We start from the raw sequence: 18,000 nt of genomic DNA, 5'->3' as shown, positions 1-18,000 counted from the left end.
CTTTGTAGTAACTCACATTTTGCACCATTCTCAAGAACAGGCAAGATGCCTGTTCCACAAAGAGTGAATTTTCTTGTGGAACAGGCCCTTAACAGGCAAGATGCCTGTTCCACAAAGAGTGAATTTTCTTGTGGAACAGGCCCTTAACAGGCAAGATGCCTGTTCCACAAAGAGTGAATTTTCTTGTGGAACAGGCATCTTGCCTGTTCATAAAAAGCTTATTGAGAATGGTGCAGCATCTCAGTAGTAACGCTTCAGCGCCGCCCATCCCATTGTTAATCAGAATCTTCGTTAATCCCTGTGGATGGGCGCTTCAAAAAAGCCTCTTCAATTAATCCGCGTAACTGCGAATCGTCGGCTGCATCGAGATTTGGTAAAAAAGGTTTTTTTGAGGATTGCGAGAAAGCAAAAATGGGATGATACCGAAGCGGGCGATCGCAACTGCGAACTATTGGTCACAAAAAACAGTACAATAACAAAAGTTAAATTTTCACGCAAACAGCTCTACTAAGTTAAAAAAACATGACAGTCAAAGTAGGAGACACCGCACCCGATTTTACCTTACCATCTCAAACTGGCACATCAGTCAGCCTCAAAGATTTTAAAGGTAAAAAAAATGTCATAGTCTACTTTTATCCCAAAGACGACACACCCGGATGCACCACCCAAGCTTGCGCTTTTCGAGATAGCTACGAAGTCTTCAAAGACGCAGGTGCAGAAGTCATAGGAATTAGCGATGATTCGCAGCAGTCTCACGAGAAATTCGCCACCAAATATCAGTTACCTTTTACACTGCTGAGTGATACGGGGAATAAAGTGCGGCAATTATACGGAGTTCCAGCTACCCTGTGGATTATGCCCGGTAGAGTAACTTATGTCATTGACAAAGAAGGCGTTGTCAAGCATATTTTCGACTCCATGTTAGACTTCAAAGCACACGTTGCAGAAGCACTCAAAACTTTGGAAGCTATTAAAAGTTAGGTGGATTGGCAATTATGGCGATCGAATTCGGCGGTTGAACCCGCTTTTTTTTGCTTGTTATTGAGACTGACGCGGGGTAGTCAGAAACCAATACGGTTCAGTTAGTAATTGTCATTGCGAGGAACGAAGCAATCGCAGAGTCTATTTTTCATATCGTTTTATTGACCGGACGGTCTTAACTGAACCGTATTGAGTCAGAAACCGGGTTTTTTTACGAAAATCATTCGTTGTCACCCACATATTAGGTAAAAAACCCGGTTTCTTTGATATGAATGCGTCCAGGAGTGTAGTTTTCTGCTGAATGGGAAAAGTGAAAGCAGTCAAGATGTAAACCTGGGCTGCTTTTTTAGGTTTGCATTCAATTAGTTTTCCCAGCGAGTAGGGAGAAAAATTGTCGCATTACAGCAAGTTAATTCGCGATTTGTTTCCATTCAATTAGTTTCCCCAGCGAGTGGGGAGAGATCGAATCCGTTTATTTTTAGCTCGTTACAATTCATCGTTTCCATTCAAGTAGTTTCCCCTGCGAGTGGGGACGGCAGATGCCGAGCGACGGGCTAGGTCTTGTGCATTGGCTGCAGAGGTAGTATTCAGGACGTAGTTAGCACCACTGATAGCTTTGGCAGGGTCTAGGGTGTAGACCTGGCGGCCCATTGCTCCTTCTACAGCTACCCAGTTGAAGTAGACTTCTTCAGGTCGGTAGCTGGGAGTTAGTATGCCGTTTACCGTCAAGTCGTTGACAGACATCTTTGGAGAGATGTGTGCTTCTAGTGCCACACTCTCAAACCCGACAGCTACCCGTAGAGCCCTGAACCCGGCTACGAAAGCATCGCCTTCAGCTTCGCTTAAGAAGCTGATGCTCATAGACTTGGAGCCCCACAGAATATCACCGATAGTCCATTGCTGGATAGTGATATATCCCAGTTGGGACAGTATGGGCTTAGCTGTAGCTAGAGCAGTGCTGAGGCGATTGGCAGCTACAGCTTTGTCGAAGTCCGCTATTGTAATAGGGAGCTGTAGACCTGCAACCATATCTGCACGCAGACGTTTGATATCAGCACCGAACAACGACTCAACGTACAGACCGCATGGTGTAGCCATCAGTTCCTTGAAATCTTGTGAGTTCAGTGGAGGCAAGGATGCTTTACCATTGGGGTCAGGATACATTACCCCATTGACCTCAACGCCTACTAGGTTCATTAAGACTGCTTGGCGTTGTGTAGCAGGATAGCCATTGCGTCCTTGTGTACGTTGCCGTGGGTCCACTTCTCCGTTTTCACCAATCTTGGCACGTTGAAGTAGCTTGACTTTAATACAGCCAGAAGTGGCCTTCTTAGGAGCCACTGCTTGATTGCGAGGAGGAAAAGCGGAACGAGAGGTATTAAGAGGCATGATAGTTTCCTTCGTTTTATGGTTGATGTTTCCATTCAATTAGTTTTCCCAGCGAGTGGGGACAAGGCAGCTCAGGTGGTAGTGGGCATGGCTCATGGTTGTGCAGTTTCCATTCAATTAGTTGGGAGCATCTCAGTTTTGCATTTACAGTGCGAGGGAGGACGCTCGCACTATAATAAAAAAATGCTTTTTGCCAAACTGAGATGCTCCCTAAAAATCCAAACCAAGAAAGGACTAAAGTCCTTACTAAAAACTCGTGGTTCGTAGTAAGGACTTTAGTCCTTTTTTGCTAACGGCTTGCAGCCATTAACAATTAGCACTCAGCAATTATCTAGCTTTTCGCAACGCTCGATTTTTCAGATGTAGCGCTTTCGGCAGTTTTGCCATTTTTGCTATTACCGTTACCGTTGCTGTGGCGGGGTTGGATAACTCCATAGCCACCGTGAGTCTTGCGTTCGTAGAGTACGTTAATTTCGTCTGTTTCCGCATTACGGAACATATAGAAATCGTGATCGATAATCTGCAATTGTTCCAAAGCTTGTTGCACAGTCATTGGAGGCATAGCAAAATACTTAGTCCGTACCACCTCAGCAGGAAGTTCGGGAGTTCGATCGCCAATCAGATCCGCTACTACAGGATGTTCCTCAACTACCGTAACCGTTTTGGCACTACTCTGGATTTTGTTGTCGTGACGTTTTTCCTTAAATTTCCGCAGTTGACGAGCTATCTTGTCGGCAACCAAATCTATGCTTGCATACAGGCTTTCCGTGCTTTCCTCAGCCCGAATCACGCTGCCGTTAGCATAAATTGTCACCTCAGCAGTCTGCTTAGGATTGATCCTGGGGTTACGAGCCACCGATAGATGTATGTCCACTTCTGTCGTCAAAGTTTGAAAATGGCTAACTGCCTTTTCAACCTTTTGATTGACGTACTCGCGAATCGCATCGGTGATTTCTATATTTTTACCCTGGATAACAAGCTTCATAGAGCTCCCTCCCTTCTGTAACTTGGGTATATTTTATACAGTAGCACTATGTATTCTGGAAAACACTTATCTTCCAAATCTTTTATTATATGTTGACAATTCTTGATTTAAGCTGGGCCAATATTCCGTAAAAATACTATTGATTTTTTGCATGGTTTCTCCTCTAATAATCCATCAACCACTAAATGCACAACCTTGCTTGCTCCTCGATTGGGGACTTGTGCCCTACTCCCAAGCTTGGGAAATTCAGCAAAAACTCGTGCAAGAACGCCGCGACAAGCCAGATTTGCCAGATGTCCTGATTTTGCTGGAACATCCGCCGGTTTACACTTTGGGAATGGGAGCAAAGTTGGAATTTCTGAAATTTGACCCAAGCCAAACTGGCCCGGAACTGCACCGAGTTGAGCGGGGCGGCGAGGTGACTTACCACTGTCCGGGCCAATTGGTGGGCTATCCGATTTTAAACTTGCGCCGTCACCAACAAGATTTGCACTGGTATTTGCGGCAGTTGGAGGAAGTGCTGCTGGGGGTGCTGGAAGTTTTGGGGTTGAAGGGTTTGCGGGTTCCCGGTATGACTGGGGTTTGGGTGGATGGGTGCAAGGTAGGTGCGATCGGCATTAAAGTCAGCCGCTGGATTACGATGCACGGTTTTGCTTTAAATGTTTGTCCGGATCTCGCCGGTTTTGGGCAAATTGTACCTTGCGGGATTCCCGATCGACCTGTTGGAAGTTTAGAGCAGTTTATCCCCGGAATTGAGGTCGATCAAGTGCGATCGATCCTTGTCGCTGAGTTTGCTCGCGTTTTTGCAGTGGAAATTGTGCGATCAAAGGTGTAGGGTGCGTCGCTGTCAACCTTACTGCTAATAATCGCAGTGCGATCGCTCTTAAATTACCAAAAACATCAGGCTTAATTCTCCACCCAATCACTTAAAAACTCAACAGTAAGGATGCTAAATATCGAATCGAATTAACGCGGCGGTGTTTGCGAGACTTGGGTATTATAGAGAGCATTTTAACCGTCTGTACTTACTGACTCAAGAATTGACAGGATTGGTGGTATAATTCTGCATCGCCTGCTTCTCTAACCTTAGAGAGAAGCAAGACCGATGCAGAAATACGTCCTAAGAGTTTTGCGATCGCCCCTAGCGTCAGGTAAGCTTCTTGTTAATTATTGCGCTTTACTCAGGAGAAAAAATTTATGCCAGATATGTCCGGTCAAGACCCCTCGGAAATTAAAATGGCGACGGTTGATGAAGAACAAAAAGGCGCAACGTTTAGCGGTACGGTCATCCTTGCTATCGATGATACCGAGGGTGGGGAAGTCGTTTTCTTCAGAGACTTTTTGATTGAAGATTATAAAGGCGAACTTACCGCTTATCTGGCAACAGATGGCAATATAACGAAAAGCATTGATTTAGGCGAACTTAAGCATAATAGCAGCAGCTTTAAGCTGCCAATTCCACTGGGAACGGATACATCACCCTACAATACAGTCGTGCTGCGCGACGAAAAAAGCAAGAAAAAAATTGTGACGATCGAGCTGTAAAATTTGCAATTTAGCTCGTAGTTGGGCCAAATTCGTTAGCGCAGCCCTCGAAGAGGATCGCCCTTTTTTTCCTGAAGTACGCGCGTGCGAAGCTATCCCGTAGGGAATCGCCCTTAAATTAAGGTGCGTCACTTTCAATCGAACAGTCCAGTTGTAAAGTGATGCACCCTAATTTTTAAAATGGAATCGGATCGTAATCGGGATTTTCCGGTTCGTTAGACGAACCCGACTGGCGATCGGACTCAGAATTTGAAGACTGATGCGAGTTCCAATCCGAACTAGACGTGCGATTAGGGCCGCTTGGAGCGCTGTTAGAACTGCGGTTCCGCGAGCCTAAAGGTACTACATTGCTCGGCACATTAGCCGGGGCGGTGTCGCGAATTTGAGCCGGTTCCGGGGCGGTTCTAGCAGCAGGAGCCGAACTCATGGCATCAGCCCCGACACTGTAAATCCTTTGAGCTGTCAGTTCAGCGCGCTTTTCTTTAATACCATCTCTTTCGATCGTATTCATGCTCAGCCGCCCCTCAATAATCACGCGATCGCCCTCGTGATATTTCTCGTGAATTTCTTGAGCAAAATTTCCCCATCCTATCACTTTCAAATGTTCGGGCGGATCTTCAGGTTTTGGGCCAGGAAACTGCACCAGCATCTCAGCGATTTGAAGTTGATTGTCAGGAGTATAACGTAGTTGCGGTTGTTGAATTATTTCCGCCATCAAAATGCAGCTATTCATCTGTTATCTATGCGTAATTGGGAATTGGGAATTGGGAATTGGGAATTGGGCATCGGGAATTGGGCATCGGGAATTGGGAATTGGCCCGCGCAGGGACTTCGGGATTGGGAATTGGGCATGAACTTTCAAGTAAAAAGGTAAAACTTAAAATAACGCATTTTATTTTTTTACTTTCGCATTACCAATTCCCCATTGCCAATGCCCAATGCCCAATGCCCGATTACGGATTACACGTTACCAAATTTATCTTGGAGAACTGCCGCCTCGGCTTGACTGACAAAATCGTGAACGAGGGCGCGGTACTCCTTCAACGTTTCAGATACCCAATCTCGATCCTCACTGTTGGCGAAGATATGAACCGTCGGTTCACTTGCATCGGGTAAAACTAATACCCAATTGTCGTCGCTGTAGTTAAAAATCTTCACTCCATCTAATAATTCTAAACGATCGGGCGAATGAGTTTCTACTAAATGTCGCATCAGCGAACCCTTGATAGTCCAAGGACAGCGGACGCTGTAACTGCGGTGGGTGATGCGGGGAAGTTCCGCCTTGATCTGTCCGAGCGATCGCTCCTGAATCGTCATCATTTCTATCACTTTAGCAATGCAGAACATCCCGTCAAATCCGGGATGCAATTGCGGGAAAATAAAACCCATAAGGCCGCTGCCGCCCAAAACCACATTCGGGTTCCTGTTAGCGGCTTCCATCAAAGCAGTTGGGTTCGCCTTCGTGCGGATTACCTTGCTTTGATAGCGTCGGGCGATCGCCTCCACCGCAGACGACGCATGAACCGGCACTACTACTGTACCTTTGGGATGAGAAGTCAGCATTAAATTTACCATCAACGCCGTCAGCATTTCCCCGCGAATTGCTATGCCAGACTCATCTACCAAAATGAGCTGTTCGCCGTTAGCCGATACCTGCACTCCAAAATTAGCGCTGAGTGCTTTCACCACCCGGCCGAGTTGGTCGAGCAAATATTCCCGTTCTCCGTTGCTTAGAGAAGTCTGCTTGAGACTGGCATTGAGAACAACCGCATCGCAGCCGAACTTGGCGAGCATTTGGGGCAAAATTGCTCCAGAAACCGCGTAAACGTAATCGATTACCACCTTAGAATTGCTGTAGCGTATCGCCTCAACATTCATCTGCCGCTCAAAAATGCGGTTGTAAACATCGAGAGCTTGGTTAAAGTACGTCATCTCTCCAATTTCGGGAATTAGAGCTCGCCGCAAATCTTCCTTAAAATAAGCCCCCTCGATTTTTTTCTCAGCTCCTTTAGTAATATTGATGCCTTTGATATCGAAGAATTCAATTAAAATGTGGTCGGAGCGATCGGGCGAAATGCGAACGTGAATGCCGCCAGCAATCGACAGCGTAGACGAAACCGTGCGCGCGATCGGAATTGCCGTCGATTCCAAATTGACCACATTAATTCCCACCGACATCAAACCCGCAATCAAAGACCTCGAAACCATCCGCGAAATGCTGCGCTGGTCACGAGAAACCGATACCGCAGTCCCCGGTTTCAAAGTCGAGCCATAAGCCGCACCCAATTTCACTGCAAATTCCGGGGTAACATCCACATTTGCCAGTCCTTGAACGCCACGCTGACCGAACAAATTCCGCTTAGCTTGTTCTCCCCAAATTAAATTTTGATTTAACAGAGCGCCGGATTCAATATTTTTGCTCGGCCAGACACGCACGCTTGGCCCCACTTGTGCTTCTTCTCCCACGATGGACATTGAACCGACGACAGCACCTTCGAGGACGTGAGCGCGCCTGTCTACGCGGGTGCTCCGGCAAATCACGCAGGCCCTAAGATGAGCGTCTTCACCGATAATTGCTCCGTTCCAGACGATGGGACGTTTGAGATTAGCGTCCGCCCCGACAGTCACGTTATCTCCGAGCACTGTACCGGCATCGAGTTTAACTCGGGCTCCAATTCGGCAATTGTTGCCGATCATGGCCGGTACTTCGATGATCGCGCTATCGTCAATAAAAGTATTCTGACCTACCCAAACTCCCGATCGAACTTCGTTGTAGTAGCTCAAATCCAGTTTGACCTTTCCCCGCAGCGCGTCGTACTGAGATTCCCGGTAAACATCTAGCTGGCCGACATCGCACCAGTAACCCTCGGCGATGTAGCCGTACATCGGCTCGTTTTTTTCCAGTAGCAGGGGAAACAAGTCTTTCGAGAAGTCGCACTCCTGATTTACCGGCAAGTAATCCAAGACTTCGGGTTCTAAAATATAAATGCCGGTATTGATAGTATCGGAGAAAATTTCGCTGCTAGAAGGCTTTTCCAGAAAGCGACTGATGCGGTAATTTTCCTCGGTAATCACGACCCCGAATTCCATCGGGTTGGGAACGCGAGTTAAAATTAACGTGGCTTTGGATTGCTGGCTACGGTGAAATTTGATCGCTGCGGTTAAGTCGAAGTCTGTGATGCTGTCGCCGCTGATGACCAGAAAAGTGCGATCGAGCAGTTCAGCAATATTTTTGACGCAACCAGCCGTACCCAGCGGTTGGTCTTCCTCCACAGCGTAAGTCATTTGAACGCCAAACTCTGCCCCGTCAGTAAAATATTCACGCATGACATCGGGAAGGTAGTGCAGCGTCGCAATAATTTCCGTAATCTGATGCCTTTTTAGCAAATTAATAATGTGTTCTGCGATCGGGCGATTGAGAATCGGCACCATCGGTTTGGGCAAATCGCACGTCAGGGGTCTGAGCCTAGTTCCCGATCCCCCAGCCATCAGCACTGCACGCATAAAATCCTCCTTGCTTAAAAAGCTCTCTACCGCTATTGTCCGCTAGAAAAAGTTTGCCTGCTGTAATTCGTCGGCCGCGAGCTATCAGTTCTTAGTTAATTATCTTCGAGTAGTGACACGTCTGTGAAATCCCGTTGGGCTTGGCCGTCCCCCAACAGCAACCGATTTCAACCGAATTAGAACTTGCGGCATCGCACCAATCCCCCGGTCGAGCTCGGATTTGTAGGGGATGTTGGGTAATAGTTACAGGTTTTATAGGCAAATATTACACTTGCCTCGGACAACCATTTTGTAAGGTGTGACCCTCACCGGACGTACTACCACGCCCTGTATTCCCTCGGCAAAAGCGTTGGGAAATGCTTTTTTGACAATGTTAGCGCTGCCATTGACATCCGCATTAATCAGTCTGCCGTCACCAGCACGAAACAACCCTCGCTTAATGCGTTTACCTTTATACTCCGAATGCTTGACACAAGGTTCATTATCTAAAAAAGAACACTTTGAAGTGTAACTTTCTTCAATAACCTTCACAACGATTCCTGTTAACTGCGCTTTATAAGTTAGCATTTCAATAAACCTTGCATGAGGTATGGCTACGAAGTTCTGATTATTCCGCTTGCCGAGATTTATTCCCTGTTTCCAGTTATCGTTTTTACCAATCACCAGTGTCCCGATTCGGTTAGCTACCAGATGATTGATGATGAATCGACTTGCATTATGCAGGTAATTATCTACTTTTACATTCCGCTTGTGAGTTAATTGTTCAATTTTGATTGATGTCTTTCTTTCCCCCTTCAAGTATGACTGAAACACTGTCTTATTTTTGTGATAGTAAGCATTGATTGATTTGAGGGGTTTGCCATTTATTATCAGCGGAACCCACCCTTTTTGATTGGATGTAATTGTCGCTAAATTATTGAGCCCCATATCAATTCCTGCTATCCCTTCTCTACCTGATGATGATTGACTTACATCCTTGGGTTCATAAACTACCTCCATCGAGTAATGGTAAGTTTTTGGGACGATTCTGACTTGATTTACGACCCTAACTTTAGTAGTCAGAAATATCTGGGTTTTCGAGAGATTGATGATTCCTTTCTTGAGCCATTCTTTACTGATGGATTGAGCGGTGTAAGTCAGGACATTTCTGCCTAATGTTTTGTGTTTGTACTTGGGTATTTTTGGTCGGGCTTTGAATTTCTCTGGATGGATGGCATATTCCTTGGTAGCTTCAAAAAATGATTGCCAGCTTTCATTTAATCTCAATAATACTTGCTGAGATACTTTGGCTGGTAATGCTAGATAGTCAGTCGTTCCCTGACATAGTTTCTGTATTTTGTAATAGTCGAGGTATTCTCCTGAGATGATAAATTTTTGTCTGATTAGGTAGTTAGCGTAGTTGAAAAGATTCTTCGAGAGAAAGCACAAATTATCTAGCTGCTTGTATAGCCAGTGGGTTCGATCGATAATGTGCTTTTCAACTAGCTGCATTGTTGTACCGTCATTTTGACTATGCTATACTAGAAATGGCTATTAATGGCCATAAAGTCAATAAAGTTTTACAATACCAGTTAAAAAACAGAATGCAACTATAGGCCCGTGCTCGGAACCCTTCTCTCATCAGTCATTACCAATTCTTTAATTCTTCCATCTAAAATGGTATAAGTCCTCAGAATCCTCGACTTTTGGCAGAAGTCCCTTCTTGCTTGCTCGGTGAAAGCTATTTCGGGGGTGTTATTTTTAAGTTTGTGGCCAGCGGGGATTTTGCAGTCTCTTTCTGAAGGTGGAATTACTACAGCTATCGCTGCGCCTTGGCGTCTGATAAATGATAGATTAAGGGTAGCGCTTTGACTAGCTGACCCAAAATCCTATCCATTGCTTAGGGGTTTTTTAAATGAGTACGTTAATTAGCTTGGCATTGCTGATCGCTTACGGTGGCGGTATTTGGAAATTTTGGAATGGTTTCGATCGCACTAACTTCGATCGAAGTTTTGCAAATCGCCTGAAGCTCTCCCTGCTCTGGCCCGCGTTAATTTTTAATAAGCCTTACCGCCAAAACTTTACAAAAGCTCTCAAAGCTTCTAAAAGGTAATTCAAGAATGTCTAAAAAGTCCGAACGCCCAGTCGCGGGCCAGGAGCAAACTTGGTTTGCCAAAGGCAAATCAGATAGCTGGCAAGTTTTACTATCGCAGGTTGCTGCCCGGTTCGATCGCGAATACCGAGGAGAAGCTTTCGCCTTACCCGAAGAAGTCGAAGCAATGCCAATTTTCCTGGAATCAGTTGCAGGAACTCTCCAAGCAAAAACAGTTTCTCCCTTCTGGAAAATTGCCAAACCTCAAAAAAATCAGCGCTGTTTAGACATAGGCTGCGGAGTCAGCTTTCTGATCTACCCTTGGCGGGATTGGGAAGCCTATTTTTACGGTCAAGAAATCAGCAGCGCAGCGCGAGACGCCTTAAACGCTCGCGGCCCTCAGCTCAATTCTAAGCTGTTCAAAGGCGTAGAATGGGCCCCCGCTCACCAGTTAAATTACGAGGAGGCTCAGTTCGATTTATGCCTCGCTACAGGCTTTAGCTGTTACTATCCCATAGACTATTGGAGTATTGTCATGGGAGAAGTAAAGCGGGTACTCAAACCGGGCGGTCATTTTGTTTTTGATGTCCTCAGCCCTGATGCTCCTTTAGCAGAAGATTGGGCAATTTTGGAAACTTATAGAGCCGGCGAAGTATTTTTAGAGACAATAGAAGATTGGGAAAAAATGATTAAAGCTGCGGGCGCTAAGGTAGTAAAAAAGCAAAGCGGCGACTTATTTCAAATGTATAAAGTTCAATACAATTGAGAGGTTAAGGGGAATATGTAATTAGCTTTTTACTCAAAAATTCAATCATCCAAAGCTTGCTCTGCCGGACAAAAAACTACTTCATTCTTAGTGGAGAAAGTAGGGTAAGTCAGCAAGTACAGATTAGTTTGAAAAGCAACAAATATTCAAGCTAACGCACCCTACTAACTACTAACTCACAATAGTGAAGCAAGCAGATTGGATATTACCTATTCCCATACCGGATTACCAATTACCGACGCCCAATTAATTTTCGGTAGCCGCAGGAGATGGCGCAGCTTCCGGCGAGGGTGACGGCGACACTTCCGGGGATGGTGACGGCGACACTTCGGCTGCAGGAGATGGCGACACTTCGGCTGCAGGAGATGGCGACACTTCCGGGGCCGGAGATGGTGCAGCTTCGGGCTGCGGGGACTCTTCGGCGGCAGGAGATGGCGCTGCTTCCGGCTGCGGAGACTCTTCGGCGGCAGGAGATGGCGCTGCTTCCGGCTGCGGGGACTCTTCGGCGGGCTGCGGTTGAGGAGAAGGCGACTGTTCCGCGGCTGGCTTCGGTTCAGGCGAGGGCGAAGGTTGAGCCGCAGGCTTGGGTGCGGGCGGCGACGGTTGATCCCCTGGCTGCGGTTTGTTTGAAGGGGCCGGCGGCTTCTCAAACTGCGGTTTCACTTCTGTAGGCGCTGGGGAGGGCGGCTGGCCTGTTGGTCTGCTGGGCGCTGTGGGGGCGGGCGCTGGCTGCTGCTGACCTGGTGGGTTGGGCCTGGTTGGGGTGACAGGAATGCCACTGCAAACTTTTTCGTCGTACTTAAACTCGACAGCCAGTTGGTAAAGCTTGTGCGTGGTGGCTGCTTCAAATGTTAGAGAAGGGCTAATAATCGCAATTTTAGCCGCATTATCGAGAATACCGTAACCCGTGGGGACGATCGGCTGTGGCTCGGCCTTGAGCAAGCCTTGAGGGCTGACAACTGCTCCAAAAACAGCAGTTCCTTGGAGTTTTTGCGAGCAAGCTGTTACGGGATAAGGGACATTCACAGGAGTCGATCCCGTCATTTCCAAGTCAGGATAAGCCTTTTGGAATCTGTCAAACAAAGCACGATAGTTAGTTACAAACGCAGTTTGCTGTGCCGCTGTGTCGGTGGATGAGTTTGAACCGGGTTGTCCGGGCTGTCCTAGCTGTCGCTGTCCTTCTTCAAATTGTTGCCTCCTGATTCTTTCTTCGGGAGTTTCTGCGATGAGATTCCTTTTATTGGGATCTTTTTGAGTCAATTTTGGTACTCCATCGGGTCCGACATTCCTGCCAATTGGGAATTCCGGGGTAAAGACTGGAGCTCCGTCTGGAAATAGTGGGAGTCCGCCTCTACTGGCTATAATCCTTTTGAGCGCCTCTGCTTCGTCTTCCGAGCCGCCGCCTGGAAGCGGGGGCGCTTCTGGCAGCGATGGTGGTGGCGGGATATTGCGATCAAAATTACCAGGTAAGGGTGGGAAAAGGAAACCGCTGGGAGGTACGGGTGGGACGAAAGTAGGTATTGGCTGGGAGGGGGCTCTGACTGTTGGGGATTGAGTCTTGGGAGGTGGCGGGGCTATTGGGGCCGTGAATGGCGGGAGAGGGGAAGGAGGCAGAGGGGAAAAGAATCCAGGAGGGGGCATTCCCGGCGGCATGGCGGGCAAGTTGATGGTATCAGGTGGGGGGGGCAAGGGCGGAGCTAACTTTGGCCCTGGTCGAAGAGGAACTGGTGCGATCGAAAATGGCGTAAATCGCGTATTTGACGGTTTCGGTGGTATGGTTTGTGGCAGGCGGCCGGCTTCTGCAGGAGTTAGTTCTACTAAGCCGACAGAACCGGGGATATTTTTTGAGGAATTTCCACCATAAAATATGTTTGAGAGCGTCGGGGCGCTTACTCCGAGGACTCCGTGCAGGCTGACAGAAGCTAGGGCTGCCCACCAAAAAGGCTGGCGCAGCGGTTCGGAGAGGGTGTTGGCTAGGGAGGAAGAGTCAGTCATTTAAATTTTAGATTTTAGATTTTAGATTTTAGATTGGGGGATTAGGAGATGGTTAGATTTTAGATTTTAGATTGGGGGATTGGGGGATGGTTAGATTTTAGATTGGGGGATTGGTAATTTATATTGTTGTGGTTGTGATTGAGTGTGAATTCGTTTTAATGAGGAGAGGTTGGGAATTCAAAGGTATAATTTTAGCACGGTCGGTATCGAAATTGCCCGATCGACTTTTATTAAGATTTCGCGACCCTCACATCCAGCACTCAAGCCGAGAAACCGGGTTTTTGGGCTGGTTCAACGCTGTTATAGCAACCGCCAATAGGGTGAGGACGTTGTTAATTGCTGAAACCATTGTTTTTCTTGCCTACTGCCTTTGGCCGAATCCTATACGCGGTTTCTCAGATATTGTTGAGAATGGTGAGCGGGGCGTCAGACGGGCCGGACTGGGGCGATGGAGAAAACAGACTGCGCCGCTGCTATACCGTCTTTTTTCGGGATCTGGAGCGCCACTAATTCATTAAACACGATCGAGCGAACGGATCGACCCCTGTTTCCAATTCGGTTACACAACCGGATTCATCCGTGGAAGTAATTACTCAATCCAAAATCCAAAATCCAAAATCGATGGATTCACCAGCGATAGCGGTAATTTTTAAAAGGAGCTCCCTCGATGGTGAGCAAGTCGATGGGATAAATTGGAGCGCCGCTTGCCATATATTGAAACATTTCTCGAACTTCCTCTCCCCGCAACGACAACTGGTCTAATTCCTTGAGAGAATACCAGCCCGCGCACAAAGTATGCTCATCCGGCTTACTCTTGGGCGGCGTCTTATCTTGTGGACGAGCCACAAAAATGACTCGGAGGCGCACATTGCCCCTAGGCATCACTGTGTGCTCTACCCGGAGAATTCCCTCAACGATGATGGAAATGCCCGCTTCCTCAAAGGTATTACGCATAGCAGCTTCGAGCAAAGTCTCCCCTTTTTCCACTCGCCCTGCTGGGAGATACCACTGCTGCTCGTACTTGCGCTCTTGTACCAGTAGAAAACGGTCTTCTAAGTGAACGACAACTAGGGTAAAATACCATGTTTGAATCGGCTCGCGAGCCATAGAAGTAGATATTCCCTAAGCAAAAGGTTAAAGGAGCGGCAGATGTTAGCAATCCAAAGGATGCTTCGGCAAGTGTCTTTGAACTTGAAAAACAGATCGTAGCACTCCGGCCGCAAAATCTAAAATCTACAATCTAAAATCTAAAATTGACAATGCCATTACCAACCGTGATTTTACCAGGATATTTTGCTGCTGCTTCCGACTATCGCGAATTAGAAAAGTCTTTGGTCGATCGAGGTTTTCCAACAGTAACAGTGCCTCTGGGCAAGGGAGATTGGTTGCCGACTTTTGGTGGGCGGTCGATGGTGCCAATTTTGCGACAGCTCGATCGCACGGTCAAACAAATGTTACAGCAATACGGGGTTCCCCAGATCAATCTCGTCGGTCATTCCGCCGGCGGCTGGATTTCTCGCATCTATTTGGGCGAAAAGCCTTACACGATTCACGGCGACGTGCTTGAGGATGCGGGTTTGTGGGAAGCTCACCCTTATGTGAATACTTTAATCACTTTAGGCACGCCGCACGTCTCTCAAGAGCGCTGGACGCGCAAAAATCTAGATTTTGTCAAAATTCACTATCCGGGGGCTTTTCACCCGCAGGTGCGCTACGTGTGCGCTGCTGGGAAGGCTGTTTTTGGCAAGCGCGGTTTTGGGACTTGGCTGGCTTATAAAAGTTACGAATTGACTGTGGGGAAGGGCGAAACTTGGGGAGATGGAATTACGCCGGTGGAAGCTGCTGTTTTGGATGGGGCCGAAAATCTGGTGTTGGAGGGGGTTTGGCATTCGCCTCGTTCTCCGGGGAAGTGGTACGGTTCGCCGGAGGTTTTGCCGGCTTGGATTGAGTATTTGCGTTAGAAATGAACCGCGAAGACGCGAAGGACGCGAAGGAAGAAGCAGAAGGTTTAAGGGGCGGATTTGTTAGAATTTGAAGGAGCTAGTTTAGTGCGGTCAAACTCGCCCCCGCGATGCTATGTTTGCTTGAATTTTTATCGCTAACTCAATAGAGTGAAAAAATATTTTCTGTGGCATCATCGGTAAGATTCAGAAGTCACGGCGAACCACACAATCAAATTCTACGTTGGCTGGGGTGGAATTGGGCGACCATGCTACTGTGCGCTTGGACGCAGATAACGAATTTCAGCCGGATGCTTTGTTGAGAATTGATGCCGGAGGTCGATCGCAAATTAGGGATGATGATTATGTGCGATCGCACTCTGTACAATCATCGCAGTGTTTGGTATTTGGTGTGAGGGGCGATCGCTCTTTTTTCACTCAAGCATCGCTTTCCGTCTAATCCTCGCCTTATCATAGTAATAGAATAAGATTGTGAAAGGTGAACAAATGGCACAAATTACCACGACTGAATTACCCCAAAGCCTCCAGACTCTATTTATAGAGGTCGAACGTACCAAAACCCCCCTCACCATCATCCATGAAGGGAAACCATTAGTGATTATCTATCCTGCCACTACCCAAACCCCACGCCCCGTGTTTGGCACAATGAAAGGAAGCGGTGAAATATTAGGAGATTTAATTGCTCCTGTCGCCTAACTGTGCGAAGTTTTGGAATGAAACTTTTACTCGATACCCACATTTGGCTTTGGTATTTACTCGGCGATCAACGCCTATCGCTTCAACTTCAAACCGCGATCGCCGATCCTAATACTGAACTTTGGCTGAGTCCAATTAGCATTTGGGCTACGAAAAAAGCAAGCTAGTTAATGGCGATCTGCTTACCATTAACTGTTAATTTAAAATCCGCAGCATCACTGGCGACGCGAAATATTTTAACAGCCTCGATAATTTGTCCTGGAAATAACTGATTACTAGACTCTTCTCTGCCATTTCCCTTAAGCCATTCCTTAATAGTTAAGGTTTCTGAGAAGTCCTTAATCTCGTCATATTTCCGCCCCAGGCTATCAATCAACTGGTAATTAGACCATGCCATACTACCAGATTCTTGTCCTGTGTTTTTAATTTTTAGCTCAACCATAACAAGTTGACCGCCTTGTGCTTCTACTGGCTTGAAAAAACTATTATTAGGAGCAATGCGATCTATTGTTTCAATACTATCTACTTGAACCGCCCGATTACCTCTCACATTAATCCAAGTTTCTGTTTCAACAGGTGTCGAAGCTAGGATAGTTTCTTGAATTTTGGGTGCATAGCTGGATGTTGTAGAAGAGACGGAATAGTCTGTCCTATAGGCGCTATCTTCAGCGGCAGCAGAAGATAATGTACCCAAACCAATCCCAAAAATAATAACGCTGGTAACGCCATAACGTTTTAAAACTCTCATTCGAGTTTGCGGTTTCTTATCGTCAAGAACTATACGGGGGTTAAATAACCCAATAATCAAAGCAAACGGAGAAAAAATGAAATAAATACCAACCGCGAGAGCGAGAAGACCCAGAACGAAGTAGAATACTAATTGCACAATTTCCATGACACTTACCTCCATATACTTGTTGTGACAACCCTGGATACCTTATAAACTTTGATGTCTAACCATCCGTTATTTACAGAATACGCAGGAATTTATTCTTAAATACTTATTCTATTCTGTTTTATATGTTCAACGTTTGTCTACCAAAAAAATGTTCTATTTTGTCGCCACTTTGTCGCCAATTTCACTCTGTTTAATCTAATTTTGTACAAAAAGGTAATAAAATGTACGAAAATGTACGAAAATGTTGGCAGTTGTGAGCTACAATACACAAAACTCTCGCATCTCCCTGCCAGATGAATCTTAAAGAAATGTTAAATGTCGCCGATCGCATAGTTTTCGAGAAAACAGGTCAGCACCTTGACGATTTACAAGCAGCGGTACTGCGGGGAACTATACAACGCGAGAAATACAAAGAAATAGCGAAAGATTTTGACTGTTCTGAAAGTCGCATCAGGGAAATCGGATCGGAATTATGGCAAATACTTTCAGAAGAGTTGGGAGAAGATGTTAATAAAACAAATTTTCGATCGGCAATGGAGAGGTGGCAAGTTTCAAATGTCTCGAATTTTGCAAAAGACGTTGTAGGGATTGGTATCTTTAACGCCTGTGGAGAATCCAGACACCCACCAAGCATACCAAACTCACACCCATCAAATCAAGAAACATCGCATCAAGATTTAAGCGAGATGCCAGAATTAGGCGATCTCTTCGATCGCACTCCCGAACTCCAAACCCTCACCACCTGGATTCTACAACAACGCTGTCGCCTCATCACCCTCACCGGCATCAGCGGTATCGGCAAAACATCCCTAGCAGTACAACTCGTACAACAAATTAAAGACGAGTTTGAGTACGCAGTTTGGTACACACTAGACGAATTCCCCACCCTAGAAAAATTTAAATCTAACCTAATACAGCTTTTTTGCCATTCCGAAAAAGAAGATTCATCCCCAACAAACCAAAAACGCTTACCGCTGATTAAGTATTTACAAAACCATCGCTGTTTAATCGTCTTAGATGACGTTCACAACCTTTTCTGTAGGGGAGAATTGGCAGGAAAATATAAACCAGAATCCGAAGAATATCGCTCTTTATTCAAACAAATAGAAAAATTATCCCATCAAAGCTGCTTGGGAGCGTGTCACTTTTGCGATGAGTACAAATACTCATAAATGCTAGGCAGAGGTTTTGAGCTATTTTTGGGCAAAA

18 protein-coding genes and 1 pseudogene are annotated in these 18,000 nt (G+C 46.4%); 11 read left to right on the top strand and 8 right to left on the bottom strand.

What is annotated here, in order from left to right; genetic code table 11:
* Positions 1–522: 522 nt before the first annotated feature.
* Positions 523–981 (top strand): peroxiredoxin, encoded by a 459-nt coding sequence (locus QUB44_RS04885; protein WP_333363846.1) that lies wholly within the window; start codon positions 523–525, stop codon positions 979–981.
* 486 nt (positions 982–1,467) lie between these two features.
* On the opposite strand, the gene QUB44_RS04880 is transcribed toward QUB44_RS04885, so the two are convergent.
* Positions 1,468–2,079, bottom strand: a complete 612-nt coding sequence (locus QUB44_RS04880; protein ID WP_333363844.1) for a hypothetical protein — start codon at positions 2,077–2,079, stop codon at positions 1,468–1,470.
* Positions 2,080–2,701: 622 nt separating this feature from the next.
* A complete protein-coding gene (gene hpf, locus QUB44_RS04875; protein ID WP_333162386.1) occupies positions 2,702–3,355 on the bottom strand; it encodes a ribosome hibernation-promoting factor, HPF/YfiA family in 654 nt (217 codons plus the stop codon).
* Positions 3,356–3,506: 151 nt separating this feature from the next.
* Here hpf and lipB point away from each other — a divergent pair, with 151 nt between their 5' ends.
* Complete coding sequence (gene lipB, locus QUB44_RS04870; RefSeq protein ID WP_333363841.1) at positions 3,507–4,190, top strand: lipoyl(octanoyl) transferase LipB; 684 nt, start codon at positions 3,507–3,509, stop codon at positions 4,188–4,190.
* Between the two features lie 362 nt (positions 4,191–4,552).
* Positions 4,553–4,900 carry a hypothetical protein gene (locus QUB44_RS04865; protein ID WP_333363839.1) on the top strand — a complete coding sequence of 116 codons (348 nt, stop codon included), beginning with the start codon at positions 4,553–4,555 and terminating at the stop codon, positions 4,898–4,900.
* Positions 4,901–5,075: 175 nt separating this feature from the next.
* Here the strand turns inward: QUB44_RS04865 and QUB44_RS04860 are convergent, their stop codons facing one another.
* Positions 5,076–5,633, bottom strand: coding sequence for a single-stranded DNA-binding protein (locus QUB44_RS04860; protein ID WP_333152004.1), 558 nt, complete (start codon positions 5,631–5,633; stop codon positions 5,076–5,078).
* A gap of 9 nt (positions 5,634–5,642) precedes the next feature.
* Here QUB44_RS04860 and QUB44_RS04855 point away from each other — a divergent pair, with 9 nt between their 5' ends.
* Positions 5,643–5,774 (top strand): hypothetical protein, encoded by a 132-nt coding sequence (locus QUB44_RS04855; protein WP_333162380.1) that lies wholly within the window; start codon positions 5,643–5,645, stop codon positions 5,772–5,774.
* An 86-nt stretch (positions 5,775–5,860) separates the two neighbouring features.
* Here QUB44_RS04855 and QUB44_RS04850 read toward each other — a convergent pair whose 3' ends face one another.
* Both QUB44_RS04850 and QUB44_RS04845 read right to left on the bottom strand, forming a co-directional pair.
* On the bottom strand, positions 5,861–8,404 hold the full coding sequence (locus tag QUB44_RS04850; RefSeq protein WP_333363836.1) for a mannose-1-phosphate guanyltransferase: 2,544 nt from the start codon (positions 8,402–8,404) through the stop codon (positions 5,861–5,863).
* A 252-nt stretch (positions 8,405–8,656) separates the two neighbouring features.
* A complete protein-coding gene (locus tag QUB44_RS04845) occupies positions 8,657–9,895 on the bottom strand; it encodes a transposase (RefSeq protein ID WP_333363833.1) in 1,239 nt (412 codons plus the stop codon).
* 403 nt (positions 9,896–10,298) lie between these two features.
* Here QUB44_RS04845 and QUB44_RS04840 point away from each other — a divergent pair, with 403 nt between their 5' ends.
* Entirely contained in the window at positions 10,299–10,496 is a 198-nt protein-coding gene (locus QUB44_RS04840) for a hypothetical protein (protein ID WP_333030091.1), read from the top strand.
* 7 nt (positions 10,497–10,503) lie between these two features.
* Complete coding sequence (locus QUB44_RS04835) at positions 10,504–11,241, top strand: methyltransferase domain-containing protein (RefSeq protein ID WP_333162374.1); 738 nt, start codon at positions 10,504–10,506, stop codon at positions 11,239–11,241.
* A 246-nt stretch (positions 11,242–11,487) separates the two neighbouring features.
* Here QUB44_RS04835 and QUB44_RS04830 read toward each other — a convergent pair whose 3' ends face one another.
* Positions 11,488–13,236: a hypothetical protein gene (locus QUB44_RS04830; RefSeq protein ID WP_333363830.1), complete on the bottom strand. Its 1,749-nt coding sequence runs from the start codon at positions 13,234–13,236 to the stop codon at positions 11,488–11,490.
* 627 nt (positions 13,237–13,863) lie between these two features.
* Positions 13,864–14,343, bottom strand: coding sequence for an NUDIX domain-containing protein (locus QUB44_RS04825; RefSeq protein WP_333053933.1), 480 nt, complete (start codon positions 14,341–14,343; stop codon positions 13,864–13,866).
* A 152-nt stretch (positions 14,344–14,495) separates the two neighbouring features.
* Here QUB44_RS04825 and QUB44_RS04820 point away from each other — a divergent pair, with 152 nt between their 5' ends.
* The 4 genes from QUB44_RS04820 (at position 14,496) to QUB44_RS04805 (ending at position 16,060) form a co-directional block, all read left to right on the top strand.
* A complete protein-coding gene (locus tag QUB44_RS04820; protein ID WP_333203674.1) occupies positions 14,496–15,197 on the top strand; it encodes an alpha/beta fold hydrolase in 702 nt (233 codons plus the stop codon).
* A gap of 223 nt (positions 15,198–15,420) precedes the next feature.
* A complete protein-coding gene (locus QUB44_RS04815) occupies positions 15,421–15,636 on the top strand; it encodes a hypothetical protein (protein WP_333363827.1) in 216 nt (71 codons plus the stop codon).
* A gap of 47 nt (positions 15,637–15,683) precedes the next feature.
* Positions 15,684–15,893, top strand: coding sequence for a type II toxin-antitoxin system Phd/YefM family antitoxin (locus QUB44_RS04810; protein WP_333363825.1), 210 nt, complete (start codon positions 15,684–15,686; stop codon positions 15,891–15,893).
* 17 nt (positions 15,894–15,910) lie between these two features.
* Complete coding sequence (locus tag QUB44_RS04805; RefSeq protein ID WP_333363822.1) at positions 15,911–16,060, top strand: hypothetical protein; 150 nt, start codon at positions 15,911–15,913, stop codon at positions 16,058–16,060.
* Here the strand turns inward: QUB44_RS04805 and QUB44_RS04800 are convergent.
* The gene (locus QUB44_RS04800; protein ID WP_333363819.1) at positions 16,057–16,788 is read right to left on the bottom strand and encodes a hypothetical protein; all 732 of its coding nucleotides are present in this window, start codon (positions 16,786–16,788) and stop codon (positions 16,057–16,059) included. The two genes, QUB44_RS04805 and QUB44_RS04800, sit on opposite strands and share 4 nt — an antisense overlap.
* Before the next feature lie 296 nt (positions 16,789–17,084).
* Here QUB44_RS04800 and QUB44_RS04795 point away from each other — a divergent pair.
* Positions 17,085–17,921: pseudogene (locus tag QUB44_RS04795) on the top strand (NB-ARC domain-containing protein); the annotation flags it as partial.
* Positions 17,922–18,000 lie beyond the last annotated feature (79 nt).

The sequence above is a fragment of the Microcoleus sp. AT3-D2 genome (assembly GCF_036705715.1).
GTDB lineage: Bacteria > Cyanobacteriota > Cyanobacteriia > Cyanobacteriales > Microcoleaceae > Microcoleus.
The sequence above is the reverse complement of the archived record's forward strand: the minus strand, read 5'-3'. Positions and strand labels throughout refer to the sequence as shown.